Annotated in this window: 10 protein-coding genes; 4 read left to right on the top strand and 6 right to left on the bottom strand. The window is 71.5% G+C overall.

Annotated elements, in window-relative coordinates:
* The 4 genes from ligA to ASG80_RS05955 form a co-directional block, all read right to left on the bottom strand.
* Complete coding sequence (ligA, locus tag ASG80_RS05970; protein WP_056729259.1) at positions 1–2,274, bottom strand: NAD-dependent DNA ligase LigA; 2,274 nt, start codon at positions 2,272–2,274, stop codon at positions 1–3.
* A gap of 56 nt (positions 2,275–2,330) precedes the next feature.
* The gene (locus ASG80_RS05965; protein WP_156401680.1) at positions 2,331–3,038 is read right to left on the bottom strand and encodes a hypothetical protein; all 708 of its coding nucleotides are present in this window, start codon (positions 3,036–3,038) and stop codon (positions 2,331–2,333) included.
* Positions 3,039–3,193: 155 nt separating this feature from the next.
* Positions 3,194–4,300: a tRNA 2-thiouridine(34) synthase MnmA gene (gene mnmA / locus ASG80_RS05960; protein ID WP_235508202.1), complete on the bottom strand. Its 1,107-nt coding sequence runs from the start codon at positions 4,298–4,300 to the stop codon at positions 3,194–3,196.
* A 61-nt stretch (positions 4,301–4,361) separates the two neighbouring features.
* The gene (locus tag ASG80_RS05955) at positions 4,362–5,597 is read right to left on the bottom strand and encodes a cysteine desulfurase family protein (RefSeq protein ID WP_056729257.1); all 1,236 of its coding nucleotides are present in this window, start codon (positions 5,595–5,597) and stop codon (positions 4,362–4,364) included.
* A 94-nt stretch (positions 5,598–5,691) separates the two neighbouring features.
* On the opposite strand from ASG80_RS05955, the gene glgX reads away from it, so the two are divergent.
* Positions 5,692–7,758, top strand: a complete 2,067-nt coding sequence (gene glgX / locus ASG80_RS05950) for a glycogen debranching protein GlgX (protein WP_056729256.1) — start codon at positions 5,692–5,694, stop codon at positions 7,756–7,758.
* Positions 7,758–8,255: a Cys-tRNA(Pro) deacylase gene (ybaK, locus tag ASG80_RS05945; protein WP_056729255.1), complete on the top strand. Its 498-nt coding sequence runs from the start codon at positions 7,758–7,760 to the stop codon at positions 8,253–8,255. The genes glgX and ybaK overlap by 1 nt, the downstream gene beginning before the upstream one ends.
* A 7-nt stretch (positions 8,256–8,262) precedes the next feature.
* Here the strand turns inward: ybaK and glgP are convergent, their stop codons facing one another.
* Positions 8,263–10,842, bottom strand: a complete 2,580-nt coding sequence (gene glgP / locus ASG80_RS05940) for an alpha-glucan family phosphorylase (RefSeq protein ID WP_056729330.1) — start codon at positions 10,840–10,842, stop codon at positions 8,263–8,265.
* Positions 10,843–10,948: 106 nt separating this feature from the next.
* Positions 10,949–11,413 (bottom strand): DUF4304 domain-containing protein, encoded by a 465-nt coding sequence (locus tag ASG80_RS05935; protein WP_056729254.1) that lies wholly within the window; start codon positions 11,411–11,413, stop codon positions 10,949–10,951.
* Positions 11,414–11,608: 195 nt separating this feature from the next.
* Here ASG80_RS05935 and ASG80_RS05930 point away from each other — a divergent pair, with 195 nt between their 5' ends.
* Together ASG80_RS05930 and glgB are read left to right on the top strand one after the other, a co-directional pair.
* On the top strand, positions 11,609–13,615 hold the full coding sequence (locus ASG80_RS05930) for a maltotransferase domain-containing protein (RefSeq protein ID WP_235508201.1): 2,007 nt from the start codon (positions 11,609–11,611) through the stop codon (positions 13,613–13,615).
* Positions 13,608–15,809, top strand: coding sequence for a 1,4-alpha-glucan branching protein GlgB (gene glgB / locus ASG80_RS05925; RefSeq protein WP_056729253.1), 2,202 nt, complete (start codon positions 13,608–13,610; stop codon positions 15,807–15,809). The genes ASG80_RS05930 and glgB overlap by 8 nt, the downstream gene beginning before the upstream one ends.
* The last annotated feature ends 3 nt before the right edge of the window (positions 15,810–15,812 follow it).

Genomic DNA, 15,812 nt, shown 5'->3' with positions numbered 1-15,812 from the left:
TCAGGTGTCGAGCACACCCGGCCCCTCGGTCACGAGTCGCGCGAACTGCGCGGCATCGATGACGCGGATGCCGAGGGCCTCCGCCTTCGCCAGCTTGGATCCGGCCCCCGGACCTGCCGCGACGAAGTCGGTGCTCTTCGAGACGCTCGAGGCGGCCTTGCCACCTGCCGCGATGATAGCCTCCTGGGCCCCTTCTCGCGTGAATCCCTCGAGCGACCCGGTGGCGACCACCGTGAGCCCGGCGAGCACTCCTCCGGCCGCTGCGGCCGCCCCTGGGCCCGGATGCCCAGGGGTCGAGAACCGCACGCCGGATGCGGCCCATCGCTCCACGATCTCGCGGTGCCAGTCCGCGTCGAACCACTCCCGCAGCGACTCCGCGATGGTCGGCCCGACGCCGTCGACTTCAGCGAGCTCGACCTCGCCGGCCGAACGGATCAGGTCGAGCGAGCCGAAGTGCTCGGCGAGCAGACGAGCGGCGACCGGGCCGACATGACGGATGTTCAATGCGACGAGGATGCGCCAGAGCGGCTTCGACTTCGCGAGCTCGAGGTTCGCGACGAGCTCGTAGGCGGCCTTCGACGGCACATGCGTCGCATCGCCGGCGAACTCGGCAGGGTCGGGGTCGAATGCAGCGTCGGCGTCCCTGCCAGTGCGCCTGCGGATGCGCCGGAACGGCGCCCGATACACCGGCGTGCCGTCGTCTTCGAGTCGGGGAAGACCTGTCTCGACGTCGCGCACGACCACCTCGATCGGGAACAGCTCGCGCACCGTGAGGTCGAACAGGCCTGCTTCGGTGGGCAGCGGCGGCACCTCGGGCACCGCCGGGTGGGTCAGCGCGGCCGCCGACACCTCGCCGAGCGCCTCGATGTCGAGCGCGCCGCGCGATCCGATGTGCTCGACGCGGCCGCGCACCTGCGCCGGGCAGCTGCGGGCGTTGGGACAGCGGAGGTCGATGTCGCCCGCCTTCATGGGCCGGAGCGGCGTGCCGCACTCGGGGCACTCCGCCGGCATCGCGAACGCCCGCTCGGTGCCGTCGCGGAGCTCCACGACCGGCCCCAGCACCTCGGGGATCACGTCGCCCGCCTTGCGCAGCACGACGGTGTCGCCGATGAGCACGCCCTTGGCCTTCACGACGTCCTGATTGTGGAGCGTCGCCTGCCGCACCACCGACCCGGCCACGCGCACGGGCTCCATGACCGCGAAGGGCGTGGCCCGACCGGTACGGCCGACGCTCACGACGATGTCGAGGAGCTTCGTGTTCACCTGCTCGGGCGGGTACTTGTAGGCGATCGCCCACCGCGGTGCGCGGCTCGTGGCGCCGAGCTCGTCGTGCAGTGCCAGCTCGTCGATCTTCACGACGATGCCGTCGAGCTCGTGCTCGACGTCGTGGCGATGCTCGCCGTAGTAGGCGATGAACTCCTGCACCGCAGCGATGGAGTCGACGACGCGGAAGTGCGTGCTCGTCGGCAGCCCCCAGCCCGCGAGCAGCTCGTAGACCTCGGACTGCGCCGCGACCGGCGGAATCGGCCACGCGCCGACACCGTGCACCAGCATTCGGAGCCGCGAGAGCCGATCGCGCATGAGCTCGAGTTGGGCCGTGTTCTTGTTCTCGGCCTTCTGCCGCAGCGACCCGCTCGCGGCATTGCGCGCATTCGCGAACTCGCGCTCGCCCGCTGCCGTCTGCTTGGCGTTCAGCTCGTCGAACAGCTCGGTCGGGAAGAAGACCTCGCCGCGCACCTCGACGATGGGCGGATGCCCCGACCCCGCGAGCCGGGTGGGGATCGACGGGATGTACCTGATGTTCTCGGTGACGTCTTCGCCCACGCGGCCGTCGCCGCGCGTGGCTGCAGTGACGAGCCGTCCGTTCTCGTAGCGGAGGTTCAGCGCGAGCCCGTCGATCTTCAACTCGCAGAGCCAGTGCACCGAGCGCCCCGCCCCGACCTGGGCCCGCGTCGCCCACTCGGCGAGCTCCTCCGCGGAGAAGACGTTGTCGAGGCTCAGCATGCGCTGGGCATGCTCGACCGGCGCGAACAGGGTGGTCTCACCTCGTCCGCCGACCGTCAGCGTGGGACTGTCCTGGCTCTGCAACTCGGGGTACGCGCGTTCGAGCGCCTCGAGCTCGTGCATGAGCCCGTCGTACTCCGCGTCGGAGATGATCGTCGTGTCGCGCTCGTAGTACGCGTCACGGGCCTCGTTGATGCGGATCGTGAGGCGTTCCACCTCGTCGGCCGCGTCGAGGAGGCTGATGCCCTGGTCGAAGTCGTCGTCCACCACGTTGACAGTCTAGGGACGACCCCCGACCACGCCGGCGAGCCTTGCGGAGACGTCTGCTACCCGTCCAGCCCGACGCGATCGACCCGTCGGTGGTACCGCATCCCGGTGACACCGCCGAGGACGGCGCCGCCGAGGCTCACGACCGCGACGACGACCGCGCCGATGATGCCGGCGATCGTCAGGACGTCCTCGGAGACCGGAATGTACGGAAACGCGGTCAGGGAGCCCAAGAGCACGTCCGGGGCGCCCAGCATCACGCCGACGAGCGCCATCACGATCGCGATGACGAGCGTCCACACCCAGACGGCGAGGCCCTGCACGAAACCGCTGAACCGGGCCATGCGCCCTGCGACGTAGCCGCCGCAGTAGAAGGCCACCAACACGATCGCGAGCAGTGCGCCGACCACGATCCAGCCGATCGTGTCGGCCGGGAGGGGGGCGTCGCCGGCCGATGCCCCTCGGTCCTGCACCAGGTCGAGCCCGAGAGCGGCGCCGGTGGCTGCGAGGAGCCCGGTGAGGATGGCCGCGGTGCCCATGGCGATGAGCCACCCGAAGAACGCCGAGCCGATCTTCACGCCGCCGAACTGCTGCCGCTGGAGTTCGAAGACCTCCTCGAGGGTGCGCGGGCGCGAGTCGACGCCGTCGTCCCAGGCCTCGGACGGCTCGACGGTCGTCACCGGGCGCGTCGTGGGCCCAGGGGTCAGATTTCGGAACGGCTCGACCGGGTCTCCGTAGGGCGCGGCGGTGCCTGGTGGGTAGGTCACGGTGTCTCCTCGTCACTTGCTCGGCGCCGGGGGTAGCGCCAGCGCGAATCTACGCGAAACAGCTCGCCGCGGCGACTCCACGCCGCGCTTCCCAGGCGATTCGAACCGCGTCGAACGGATGTCGAGGCCGGCCGGCAGGGCATCCGACGGCCTGATCAGATCGACGCGGGAACGGCGCTCACCGTGCGGTCGATCGTGCACTGGCCGAGCACGCGGGTGCCGACGTACACGACTGCGGTCTGTCCGGGCGCGACGCCGTCGAGCGGATGCTCCGGGGTGATCACGAGCTCCCCGTCGGCAACCACCGCCATGGCCGGCACGGGGTCGGCGTGCGCTCGGATCTGCACCTCGCACGCGAACGGCGTCGCGGCATCCGTGGGCGCGAGCCCCGCCCAGGTGTAACGCGAGCCGGCGATCTCGGCGGTCGCGAGCGCCTCCTTGGGGCCGACCACGACCGTGCGCTCCTTCGGCCGCACCTCGAGCACGAAGCGGGGGCGTCCGTCGGGTGCGGGCACGCCGAGGTGCAGTCCGCGGCGCTGCCCCACCGTGTAGGCGTGCGCACCCTCGTGCCTGCCGACCACTGCGCCCGAGCGGTCGACGATGTCACCCGTCGCGACGCCGACGCGCTCGGCGAGCCAGCCCTTCGTGTCTCCGTCGGGGATGAAGCAGATGTCATGCGAGTCGGGCTTCTGGGCGACGGACAGGCCGCGGCGGGCCGCCTCCTCGCGCACGAGCTGCTTCGAGGGGGTGTCGCCGAGCGGGAAGTAGGCGTGCGCGAGCTGCTCTGCGGTGAGCACGCCGAGCACGTAGCTCTGGTCCTTCGCCCAGGCGCTCGCGCGGTGCAGTTCGCGGTGGCCCGACGCATCCGTCACGATCTTCGCGTAGTGGCCGGTCGCGACGGCGTCGAAGCCGAGTGCGAGCGCCTTCTCGAGGAGCGCGGCGAACTTGATGCGCTCGTTGCACCGCATGCAGGGGTTCGGCGTGCGGCCCGCGGAGTACTCGGCGATGAAGTCGTCGACGACGTCGGCCTTGAACCGCTCGGAGAAGTCCCACACGTAGTACGGGATGCCGAGCACGTTCGCGGCGCGCTGGGCGTCCATCGAGTCCTCGATCGTGCAGCAGCCGCGGCTGCCGGTGCGAAGCGTGCCGGGCATGCGGCTGAGTGCGAGGTGCACGCCCACGACGTCGTGGCCGGCTTCCACGGCGCGCGCCGCAGCGACGGCGCTGTCGACGCCGCCGCTCATCGCTGCCAGGACCTTCACCCGTCCAGTGTAGGCAGGCTCCCCTGAACGGATGGCGCTGCGGGGCCCTCAGGGCATGTCGTCAGCGGTCGAACGACGTCGCGCGGGCCGCGAGGCCGGCCTTCGCGGCCTGCACGTACGCGCCGGGCAGGGCGGCGAGGAATGCGTCGGCGTCGGCCTCGGTCGATGCGTGCCCGAGCGTGATCCGCAGCGCCCCGCGGGCATCGGACTCTGTGCGGCCCATCGCCATGAGCACGTGCGACGGCTCGGGCACGCCCGCCTGGCATGCCGACCCGGTCGAGACGGCGACGCCCGCAGCGTCGAGGAGGAACAGCAGCGAGTCGCCCTCGCATCCGGGGAAGGAGAAGTGCACGTTCGCCGGCAGGCGGCCGGCCGGGTCGGGGTCGCCCGAGAGGCGCGCATCGGGCACCGCGGCGAGCGAGCCCGCGATGAGGCGGTCGCGGAGCGCCGACATCCGCTCCGCGTCGTCGTGCAGCCGCTCGTGCACCGCGACGGCGGCGGCGGCGAACGACGCGGCGGCCGCGACGTCCTGCGTGCCCGAGCGCACCTTGCGCTGCTGCCCGCCGCCGTGGATGAGCGGCTCGACGGCCGCAGACCGGTCGAGCACGAGTGCGCCGATGCCCGCCGGGCCGCCGATCTTGTGCGCGGAGACGCTGAGAGCGACCAGCCCGGCGCCGCCCGGGGCATCCGTCGCACGCCGTAGGCCGTGGAAGTCGATCGGCAGCTGGCCGTATGCGGCGATCGCATCGACGTGCAGCGGCACGCCCGCCCGCGCGGTGATCCGGGCGACCTCCTCGACGGGCTGGATCGTGCCGACCTCGTTGTTGGCCCAGAGCATCGTGACGAGCGCGACGGATGCCGCGTCGCGGTCGAGTGCACCCCGCAGCGCGTCGACGCGCAGGCGCCCGACCTCGTCGAGCGGCAGCTCCTCGATCACGGCGTCCTCGTGCGCGGCGAGCCACTCGACCGTGTCGATCGTGGCGTGGTGCTCCCCCGCGGGGACGAGGATGCGCGGGCGCGGGCCGCTCGCGGCGGGCACCGTCGCCTGCCGGCTCCAGAAGAGCCCCTTGATCGCGAGGTTCACCGCCTCGGTGCCGTTGCCGGTGAACACGAGCTCGATGCCGTCGGCGCCGAGCGTCGCGGCGACCTGCTCGCGGGACTCCTCGAGAAGGCGCTTGGCCTGCTGGCCCGCGCTGTGGATCGACGACGGGTTGCCCACCACGGCGAGCGCGGCGGTGAGCGCCTCGAACGCCTCGGGCCGCATCGGAGTGGTCGCGGCGTGGTCGAGGTAGACCATGTCCGGCCCTCCTTCCCGGGTGGATGCCCCACCGCGACGCGCCTCGAGCGGCGTCCGCCATGGGAGCGCTTGCACACGAACTACTGTAGATCGCATGTCCGCGCCCGATCCCCTGCACGACCTCGGCGTCCGGACGGGCGCGGGCGGCGGCGGCATCCGGGTCTGGTCCGAACACGCGACCTCGATCGACCTGGAGGTGTTCGCCGACGGCGACCTCGACTGGGCGGTCGAGCGCACACCGCTCGTGCGCGACGCGCACGGCGTGTGGGAGGGATCGTCGGCCGCGCTCGTACCGGGAGCGCGCTACGGGCTGCGCGTCGACGGGCCGGCGGGCTTCGACCACGCGTTCAACCCGGTGCACACGCTGCTCGACCCGTATGCCCGTGGACTCGCTCCCGTGCCAGACGGATCGTGGCGGGGCGTCGCGCTCGAGTCGCTCACCGACGGCGGATTCGACTGGGGCGCCACGGCGAAGCCGCGGGTGCCGCTCGACCACACGGTGGTGTACGAGGCCCATGTCCGGGGCTTCTCGAAGCTCAACGCGGCGATCCCCGAGGCGCTGCGCGGCACGTACGCAGGCCTCGCCCACGACGCGTCGCTGGAGTACCTCACGGGCCTCGGTGTCACGACGATCGAGCTGCTGCCCCTGCACGCGTTCGTGTCGGAGCAGCGGCTCGTGCGGCAGGGCCGGCTCAACTACTGGGGCTACAACACGCTCGGCTTCTTCGCCGCACACGCGCCATACGCGTCGGCGGCGGCCCAGGCCCAGGGCGCGCACGCCGTGCGCCGCGAGTTCGCAGGGATGGTGCGGCGCCTGCACGAGGCGGGCCTCGAGGTCGTGCTCGACGTGGTCTACAACCACACCGCGGAGGAGGGCCGCCAGGGGCCCACGTACTCGTTCCGCGGCATCGACAACGCCTCCTACTACCGCCATGACGCGCACGGCCGCTACGTCGACACCACGGGATGCGGCAACACGCTCGACTTCGGCCACGAGGCGCCGCAACGGCTCGTGCTCGATTCGATGCGCTACTTCGCCGAGGAGCTGCAGGTCGACGGCTTCCGCCTCGACCTCGCGGCCACGCTCGGCCGCGACGACCACGGGGCGTACACGCCCGAGCACCCACTGCTTCGCGCGATGCTCGACGACCCCGTGATCGGCGCGTCCAAGCTCATCGCGGAGCCGTGGGACGTGGGCCCCGGCGGCTGGCAGACGGGCAACTTCCCGGCCGGGTTCACCGAGTGGAACGACCGCTACCGCGACCGCATGCGCGACTTCTGGCTCGGCGACCTGCGCCGCGAACGCGAGACCGGCACCGCCGGCAGTGGCATCGGCCGGTTCGCGACGCGACTTGCGGGCTCGTCGAACACGTTCTCGCGCGAGCGAGGCCCGCTCGCGAGCCTCAACTTCGTGACCGCCCACGACGGCTTCACGCTCGCCGACCTCACCGCGTACGACGTGAAGCACAACCTCGGCAACGGCGAGCACAACCGCGACGGCACGGACGGCAACAACTCGTACAACCACGGGGTCGAGGGTGTGACCGACGACTCGAAGATCCTCGCCGCGCGCCGGCGCAGCATCCGGAACCTGCTCGGCACCCTGCTGCTGTCGGCGGGCGTGCCGATGCTCACGGCCGGCGACGAGTACGGCCGCAGCCAGCGCGGCAACAACAACGCCTACTGCCATGACTCCGAGCTCAACTGGCTGTCGTGGCGCGACGACGCGCGCGTCGCCGGCCTCGAGGCGACGACGCGACAGCTGGTGCGCCTGCGCCACGAGAACCCCGCCCTGCGGCCCGTGCGATTCGGCGTGTTCGGTGAGACCACGCCGAGCGCGTCGCAGATGGACTGGTACAACGCCGACGGCGACACCATGACCATCGAGGACTGGAACGACCCGGCCGAGCGGACGCTCCAGTACCTCGCCGCGTCGACGCCCGAGTTCGAGGAGTTCAACCGCATCCTGCTCGTCGTGCACGCGCACGAGCAGCCCACCGAGGTCGTGCTCCCCGAGCACGAGGGCGTGACCGGGTACCTCCTGCTCTGGGACTCCGCCGACGAGCACCCGGTGACCGTCGCGAGCGAGCACCTGCCCGGCGAGCCCATCGAGGTGTCAGCGCAGTCGATGCGGCTGTTCCGGGCGCTCGGCGGGGAATGATGGCCAGGCGCACGGATGCTTCGGCGGGAACGCCCGCGACCGTCGCGCTCACCAGCGCCGGCATCGCGTACACCGCGCACGCGTACGAGCACGACCCGCGGGCGGCCGCGTTCGGCCTCGAGGCTGCCGAGAAGCTCGGCCTCGACCCCGCGCGGGTCTTCAAGACGCTGCTCGCGAGCGTCGACGGGGCGCTCGCAGTGGGCATCGTGCCGGTGGCCATGCAGCTCGACCTCAAGGCGCTCGCGCAGGCCCTCGGCGGCAAGCGCGCCGAGATGGCCGACCCCTCGGTCGCGGAGCGCAAGACCGGCTACGTGGTCGGCGGCATCAGCCCGATCGGCCAGAAGACGGCCCTGCCGACCGTGCTCGACGAGACCGCGATCCTCGCCGAGACGATCTTCGTGTCGGGCGGCCGTCGCGGCCTCGACCTCGAGCTCGCGCCGGACGACCTCCTCTCGGTCACCGGCGGCCGCTACGCGCCGATCGCGCGCGAGCGCTAGCCGGGGGCTACCCGGCGACGGCGACGAGCCCGAGCTCGGCGGGTGAGACGAGCAGCGGATGCCGCGGCACGACGCGCACCGTGTACCCGAACGCCCCCGCGCGGTCGAGGACGACCGTGCCGGTGTACAGGCGCGGCCCGTGCGGGCCGGACGCGGCATCCGCCGCCGCCGCTGCCGGGTCAGGCGACAGGGCGGTGCGGCGCACGCCCTCGATGGTCTCGTCGGCGCGGCTCCGGCCGTAGACGACCTCGACCGTCACGTCGTCGGGTGCGAGTCCATCGAGCTCAACGTAGGCCCGTAGGCCCAGCTCGTCGCCGACGTGCGGCGACTCGACCCCGCCCGACTCGACGTGCACGACCTGCACCTTCGGCCAGGACCTGCGCACGCGGGCGTCGAAGGCCGCCAGTGCGCGCGCGCCACGGTCGCCGTCGGCCTCGACCCGCGCGGCCTGCTCGGCCGCCGGGCGGTAGAGCTCCTCGACGTACTGCTTGACCATGCGGTCTGCGCCGAGCTCGGGGGCGAGCGTGCTGAGCGTGGTGCGCACCCGGCGCACCCACTCCAGGGGCACGCCGTCGGCGTCGCGCTCGTAGTAGCGGGTGGCGACCCGGTGCTCGAGGAGCTCGTAGAGCGCGGCCGCCTCGAGGGTGTCGCGCTCGCCGGCGTCGCCCGCGGCATCCGCCGACGGGATCACCCACCCGTAGTCGTCGCCGGCGTACTCCGCCCACCAGCCGTCGAGGATGGACAGGTTCAGGGCGCCGTTCATCGCGGCCTTCATGCCCGAGGTGCCGCACGCCTCGAGCGGGCGCAGCGGGTTGTTCAGCCACACGTCGCAGCCGGGGTAGAGCATCTCGGCCATGCCCATGTCGTAGTCGGGCAGGAATACGATGCGCTCGCGCAGCTCGGGCTGCTGGGCGAACTGCACCAGCTGCTGGATGAGGCGCTTGCCCTCGTCGTCGGCGGGGTGCGACTTGCCCGCGATCACGAACTGCACGGGCCGCTCGGGATTCGTGAGGATCGCCTTCAGTCGCTCGGGATCGCGCAGCATCAGCGTGAGCCGCTTGTAGGTGGGCACGCGGCGGGCGAATCCGACGGTGAGCGTGTCGGGGTCGAGCACCCGCGACACCCATGGCGGCGCCTGCATGCCCGGATGCTGGTCGGTCCACGCCGACGCGAGCCGGCGCCGCGCATCCTGGACGAGCTGCAGCCGCATGCGGCGCTTCACGCCCCAGAACTCCGCATCGGAGAGCGCGGCACTCGTCCAGTCGGCGTGCTCGGTGTCGCCGGTGCCGAGGATCGACTCGGCGAGACCGCGGAGCGCCGGATCGGTCCAGGTGGGCGCGTGGACGCCGTTGGTGATCGACGTGATCGGCACGTCGTCGGCGTCGAAGCCGGGCCAGAGGTTCCCGAACATGCGCCGGCTCACCTGTCCGTGCAGCTTCGAGACGCCGTTCGCCCGCTGGGCGAGCCGGAGTCCCATCACCGCCATGTTGAACGGACTCGTGGCCGGGTCGGCGCCGGGCTCGACGCCGAGGGCGAGCGCGTCGGCCGGGTCGACGCCCGGCAGGAGCGAGCTCGTGAGGTAACGCTCGACGAGAGGGCGATCGAAGCGGTCGATGCCGGCCGGCACCGGGGTGTGCGTGGTGAACACCGTGCCGGCGCGCACGAGCTGCAGCGCCTCGGCGAACGAGAGCCCCTCGGCGATGTGCGTCGCGATGCGCTCGAGCCCGAGGAAGCCGGCGTGACCCTCGTTCATGTGGAAGACATCGGGCGCAGGGCTGCCGCCCAGCTCCGTGAACGCCCGCACCGCCCGTGCGCCGCCGATGCCGAGCAGGAGCTCCTGCAGCAGGCGGTGCTCGCCGCCGCCGCCGTAGAGGCGGTCGGTCACGGAGCGCAGCTCGTCGGGGTTGGCGGGGATGTCCGTGTCGAGCATGAGCAACGTGATCCGGCCGACCGCGGCCTTCCACACGCGCGCGTGCAGCGACTGGTCGTCCGGCAGTGCAAGCGTCACCTGCACGGGCGAACCGTCGGGCCGACGCAGCACCGACAACGGCAGGCCGTCGGGGTCGAGCACCGGGTAGCGCTCCTGCTGCCAGCCGTCGGGCGAGATCGACTGGGCGAAGTAGCCGGCCTTGTAGAACAGCCCGACGCCGACGAGCGGCACGCCGAGGTCGGACGCCGCCTTGAGGTGATCGCCCGCGAGGATGCCGAGGCCGCCCGAGTACTGCGGCAGCGCCGCCGTGATGCCGAACTCCGGCGAGAAGTACGCGACCGTGCGCGGCGCATCGGCGCCGAGCGACTGGAACCAGCGCGGCTCCGAGAGGTATTCGCGCAGGCCCGCCCGCTCGCGCTCGGCCCACTCCACGTATCCGCCGTCGGCGGCGAGTTCGTCGAGCCTGGCCGGGTCGACCTCGCCGAGGAACGCCACCGGGTCGCGACGCGAGCTCCGCCACAGCTCGGGGTCGATGTGCTCGAACAGGCGCTTGGTCGGCTCGTGCCACGACCACCGGAGGTTTCCGGCGAGCTCCTCGAGCGCGGAGAGCGACCCCGGGACGACGGCCCGGACCGTGAACTTGCGAATCGGCTTCACGCGCTCCACCATAGGTCGACCGCGTGTCGAATATGTGAACGGGCGGTCTCGGGCGGATGCGCCGGGCGCAGGCGCGTCCTGCTCAGCACGGCCGAAGCGGGCCGCATCACCTCCGACCGACGATCGCGCGGGCCTGGGGTCCCACGTGCGCTGCCCTGAGGAACCGTGCCCCATGCGGTGTCCGCAGCTCGGCCGCGCTCGTGATGGAACCGAGCACGGGCGCAAGGTGGTCGTCGAGGAGGGTGGTCAGTTCGTCGCGCCGCTCGCGCTTGGCGATGGACACCTCGAGGTCGAGGAGCTGCTGCAGATGGGTCCGGGATTCCTCGGGCATCTGGGCCTCGAGTCCCGTCCGCACGTGGCAGCTCGCCGTGCGCGGTGACGTGGTCTCCCCGAGGGTGAGCAGCCAGATGCCGATCTCGACGCGGTATCGGCGTCCCTGCCCGGACTTCTGGAGTTCGACGACGTGGATGAGGTCCTCACGTCGTCGCGACCACGCACTCCCGCGCTGCCGGAGGCCCGCGGACTCGCAGAACCCGCCCAACGTCAACTGCACGATGTCTGCGGCAACCACGGGGGTCCCTTCGTCATGACAGGTCGAGGAGCTGCTTGCATTCCCGCTCGGCGGTCCAGCGTGCGGCGAACGGATCCACCCGACCTGGGGCATGCTATCTCGTTCAGGGTGGAATGTTCCCGAACCGGCAAGGCGCGGAGCCGACGGATCGCAGCGGCTCGCGACGATCGCGCCAATCCGCGCTACGGTCGGAACGTGACCACCGCCCCTGTGCTCGCCGGCCGCATCCCCGTGACGCGGCTCACTCCGGCGCTGCCCGACGACCGCTGGATTCCGAAGGCCTTCGAGGGCGAGGTCGTGCCCTTCCGGGCGACCGTCTTCCGCGAGGGGCACGACCAGGTCGGCGCGATGCTGGTGCTCAGGAGCCCGTCGGGAGCGGTCCTCGACGAGCGGATGTCGCCCCTCGAGCCCGGCACCGACCGGTGGGAGGCGCAGGTGCTCCTCGACGAACGGGGCACGTGGCACTGGCACGTCACGGGCTTCGACGACGAGGTCGCGACCTGGCGGCACGATGCCGCGCTGAAGGTCGACGCGGGCGTCGACGCCGAGCTCATGTTCGAGATCGGCGCGCGCCTCATGGACCGCGCGGTCGCCGAGAAGTCCCGTCCACTTGCCGTCAGGCGCAAGCTCGCCGCGCTCGCGGCCGCACTGCGCGACGTCGCGGCATCCGTCGCCGAGCGCCGCCGGCTCATCGACTCTCCGATGCTCGATGAGTTCGCGGCGCGCCCGCTCACGGGACTCGCCACGGACTCCCCTGAGCACGAGATCCTCGTGGAGCGCCGTCGCGCCGGCGTCGGCTCCTGGTACGAGTTCTTCCCCCGCTCCGAGGGCGCGCGTCGATTCAAGGACGGCCGCTGGAAGAGCGGCACGTTCCGCACGGCCGCCCGGCGACTCGACGGCGTGGCCGCGATGGGGTTCGACGTCGTCTACCTGCCGCCGATCCACCCGATCGGGGCGACCAACCGCAAGGGACGCAACAACACGCTCGATCCCGGCCCGCAGGACCCGGGCTCGCCGTGGGCGATCGGCGCCGCGGCGGGCGGCCACGACGCGGTGCATCCCGACCTCGGCAGGCTCGCGGACTTCCGCGCGTTCGTGCGGCGTGCGGCGGCGCTCGGAATCGAGGTCGCGCTCGACCTCGCGCTGCAGGCCTCCCCCGACCACCCGTGGGTGGCGGAGCATCCGGAGTGGTTCACGCAGCTGCCCGACGGCACGATCCGCTACGCCGAGAACCCGCCGAAGAAGTACCAGGACATCTACCCGATGAACTTCGACGACGACCCCGAGGGCATCTTCGACGAGGTGCTGCGCATCCTGCGGCACTGGATCAAGCAGGGCGTGAGGATCTTCCGCGTCGACAACCCCCACACCAAGCCGCTCGCATTCTGGGAACGTCTGATCGCCGCCGTGAACGCCGAGCACCCCGACGTGATCCTCCTCGCCGAGGCGTTCACGCGCCCCGCGATGATGCAGGCGCTCGCGATGGTCGGGTTCCAGCAGTCCTACTCGTACTTCACGTGGCGGAACACGAAGGCGGAGCTCGAGGAGTTCCTCACCTCGGTCTCCCAGGAGACCGCCGATTTCATGCGGCCGAACCTGTTCGTGAACACCCCGGACATCCTCACCGAGTACCTGCAGTTCGGCGGCCCTGCCGCCTTCACCGTGCGCGCCACGATCGCGGCGACCGCGGCGCCCACGTGGGGGGTGTACGCGGGATTCGAGCTCTTCGAGTCGGTCGCGCGGCCCGGCGCCGAGGAGTCGATCGACAACGAGAAGTACGAGTACAGGCCCCGCGACTTCGCGGCCGCCGAGAAGGAGGGTCGTTCCCTCGCGCTCTACCTCGGCATCCTGAACGGCATCCGCAACGCGCACCCGGCCCTCGGCCAGCTGCGCAACATCCGCTTCCACGCGAGCGAGGACGACTCCGTGCTCGTGTATACGAAGCACCTCGACGGGCGATTCACGCCCGACGGCCGCGACGACACGATCATCGTCGTCGCGAACATCGACCCCCACTCCGTCAGGGAGACCACCGTGCACCTCGACCTCGCCGCCATCGGCCTCACCCCCGGCATCCGATTCGAGGTCGAGGACCTCGTGACGGGGCATCGCTGGGACTGGGGCGATGCGAATTACGTGCGGCTCGACGCGTTCACGCGGCCGGCGCACATCCTCCACGTCGTGCGAGGCCGCAATGCCTGAGCTGATGCCGCACATCGGCCCCGCCGTCGGCGACGCCGAGCTCGCCGCCATCGCCGAGGGCCGTCACTCCGATCCGCATTCGGTGCTCGGCCAGCACGGCTTCGACCTGCCGGGGACCGCGGGGCCGCACACCGTCATCCGCACGAGGCGCCCGCTCGCCGACCGCGTCGACGCGCTCCTCGACGACGGCGACCCGCTCCCGCTGGAGCACGTCGGCCACGGCATCTGGGCGGGTGCCGGCGATTTCGGCCCCGTCGGCTACCGCATCCGCGCACGGTACGGCGACCAGGAGTGGACGAGCGACGACCCCTACCGCTTCGCGCCGACGATCGGCGAGCTCGACCTGCACCTCATCGGCGAGGGACGGCACGAGCAGCTCTGGCAGGTGATCGGCGCCCACCACCGCGAGCACTGGGGCGCAGGCGGCGGCGTGCGCGGCACCGCGTTCACGGTGTGGGCGCCGCGCGCGCGGGCCGTGCGCGTGGTCGGCGAGTTCAACCGCTGGGACGGCGCGGGGCACGCGATGCGCAGCATGGGCGCCGCCGGCATCTGGGAGCTCTTCGTGCCCGACCTCGACCCAGGCACGATCTACAAGTTCGAGCTCCTCACCGGCTCGGGCGCGTGGATCATGAAGGCCGACCCGATGGCGCGACAGGCAGAGGTGGCGCCCGCCACCGCGTCGGTCGTGAGCGTGAGCTCCCACGAGTGGGGCGACGGCGACTGGATGTCGCGGCGCGCATCCGTCAACGCGCACGAAGAGCCGATGAGCATCTACGAGCTCCACCTCGGCTCGTGGCGGCCAGGACGCGGCTACCGCGACGTCGCCGACGAGCTCATCGAGTACCTGGGCTGGCTGGGCTACACGCATGTGGAGTTCATGCCCCTCGCGGAGCATCCGTTCGGCGGCTCATGGGGCTACCAGGTCACCGGCTACTACGCGATCACGTCGCGCTTCGGCAGCCCCGACGACCTCAAGTACCTCATCGACCGGCTGCATCGGGCCGGCTTCGGCGTGATCATGGACTGGGTCCCCGGGCACTTCCCGAAGGACGACTGGGCGCTGGCGAAGTTCGACGGCGAACCGCTCTACGAGCACCCCGACCCGCGCCGCGGCGAGCAGAAGGAATGGGGCACCTACGTCTTCGACTACGGCAACCCGCGCGTGCGCAACTTCCTCGTGGCCAACGCGCTGTTCTGGCTCGAGGAGATGCACGTCGACGGACTCCGGGTCGACGCCGTGGCCTCGATGCTCTACCTCGACTACTCGCGCGAGAACGGCGAGTGGCTGCCCAACGTGCACGGCGGACGCGAGCACCTCGAGGCGATCGGGTTCCTCCAGGAGGCCACCGCCACCGCGTACAAGCGCAACCCCGGGATCGTCATGATCGCCGAGGAGTCGACGAGCTGGCCGGGCGTCACCGCCCCCACGAGCTCCGGCGGGCTCGGCTTCGGGTTCAAGTGGAACATGGGCTGGATGCACGACACGCTGCAGTACGTCCAGAAGGACCCGATGTACCGTTCGTACCACCACCACGACCTCACGTTCTCGTTCCTGTACGCGTTCAGCGAGCACTTCGTGCTGCCGATCAGCCACGACGAGGTCGTGCACGGCAAGGGGTCGCTCATCCGCAAGATGCCCGGCGACCACTGGCAGCAGTTGGCGAACGTTCGCGCCTACCTCTCGTACATGTGGGCGCACCCCGGCAAACAGCTGCTGTTCATGGGCCAGGAGTTCGGGCAGCTCTCGGAATGGAGCGAGGAGCGCGGCCTCGACTGGTGGATCCTCGACCAGCCGTCGCACAAGCAGCTCGCGGAGTTCGTGGGCGCGCTGAACCGCGCCTACCGCGGCACGCCGTCGCTCTGGCAGCTCGACGACGACGCGTCGGGCTTCGAGTGGGTCGAGGGCGGGGCTGCGTCCGAGAACGTCATCGCGTTCCTGCGCTACGACCGCGAGCGGCGCCCACTGCTCTGCGTGGTCAACTTCGCGGGACACCCGCACGAGGGCTTCCGGCTCGGCCTGCCGAACGCGGGCCGATGGCGTGAGGTGCTGAACTCGGATGCCGCGGAGTTCGGCGGCTCGGGCGTCGGCAACCTCGGCGGGGTCGACGCGACCGAGGACCCGTGGTCAGGACGCCCCGCGTCCGCGGTGTTCACCCTGCCGCCGCTCGCGGCGGTGTGGTTCACGCTCGAGTAGGGA

Source organism: Agromyces sp. Soil535, from assembly GCF_001428255.1.
Lineage (GTDB): Bacteria > Actinomycetota > Actinomycetes > Actinomycetales > Microbacteriaceae > Agromyces.
The sequence above is the reverse complement of the archived record's forward strand: the minus strand, read 5'-3'. Positions and strand labels throughout refer to the sequence as shown.

Bases quoted from the DNA above. Each gene is read 5' to 3' on its own strand.
- ASG80_RS05955 (WP_056729257.1), bottom strand. From the start codon at position 5,597: ATGGTCTACCTCGACCACGCCGCGACCACTCCGATGCGGCCCGAGGCG.
- glgX (WP_056729256.1), top strand. From the start codon at position 5,692: ATGTCCGCGCCCGATCCCCTGCACGACCTCGGCGTCCGGACGGGCGCG.
- ybaK (WP_056729255.1), top strand. From the start codon at position 7,758: ATGGCCAGGCGCACGGATGCTTCGGCGGGAACGCCCGCGACCGTCGCG.
- glgB (WP_056729253.1), top strand. From the start codon at position 13,608: ATGCCTGAGCTGATGCCGCACATCGGCCCCGCCGTCGGCGACGCCGAG.